The following is an 831-nucleotide window of genomic DNA, read 5'->3' as shown; positions in this document are numbered from 1 at the left end:
CGCCGATGCGGCCCGCCTGCAGGGCACGGTCGCCGCACGCTATGCGCAGGCCGGCCTGCGACCGGAGGCGGTCGCGGTCCATGCGCGCGAGCGGGCGCGCTTCGCTCTCGACGTCGAGGCGGCACCTACGCGCGCGCTGGCGCTGGCGCGCCTGAACCTGAAATCGCAGCGCGAGGCGATCGACTTCGTGGTGATGCAGCGCGCCGCCACGGCCGCCGGCGACGCGGCGGCGCAGACCGAGGTGGTGGCGCTGGCGCGGCAGATCGGCCTGCGCGATGCGCGGCTGGAGCCGGCATCCGCCGGGAACGCGCAATGACCGGCGCACCGATGCGCAGGCTGCGCGCGCTGCTGGTGGGGCTGTCGGTCCTGGGTGTGCCGCTGCTCGCCTCAGCCCACCAGGCCAGCGACGCCTACCTGCGCGCCGGCGTCGATGCGCACGGCAAGCTGGCACTGCAGGTCGACGTGGCGCTGCGCGACCTCGACACCGTGCTCGAGCTCGACGCCAACGCCGATGGCCAGCTGAGCTGGGGCGAGGTGCGAACGCGCGAGGCCGACATCGCCGGCCACGTGGCCGACCGGCTGCGCCTGGACGACGGACGCTGCCACCTGCGCGCGCTGCCGGGCCTGGCGCTGGACCGCAAGGCCGACGGCGTGTACGCGCTGCTGCACTACGCCAGCGACTGCGCGGCGGCCGGCGCACCCGCGCTGGACTATGGCCTGTTCCGCGACACCGACCCGACGCATCGCGGCCTGCTGGTCGTGCTCGACGCCCAGGGCCAACCGACCGGCCCGCTGCGCAGCTTGACGCCGGGCGGCACGCCGCTGCGGCTG

The 831-nt window shown here is 75.8% G+C and carries 2 pseudogenes; both read left to right on the top strand.

Features of this window, described 5'->3' with window-relative positions:
• Positions 1 to 316, top strand: a pseudogene (locus Y694_RS25170) (hypothetical protein); the annotation flags it as partial.
• Positions 313 to 831: pseudogene (locus Y694_RS22045) on the top strand (HupE/UreJ family protein); the annotation flags it as partial. The pseudogenes Y694_RS25170 and Y694_RS22045, both read left to right, overlap by 4 nt.

This window comes from Methylibium sp. T29-B (genome assembly GCF_000576225.1).
Classification (GTDB): domain Bacteria; phylum Pseudomonadota; class Gammaproteobacteria; order Burkholderiales; family Burkholderiaceae_C; genus Methylibium; species Methylibium petroleiphilum.
Note: the sequence above shows the minus strand (reverse complement) of the source record. Positions and strands in the feature narration are given on the sequence as shown.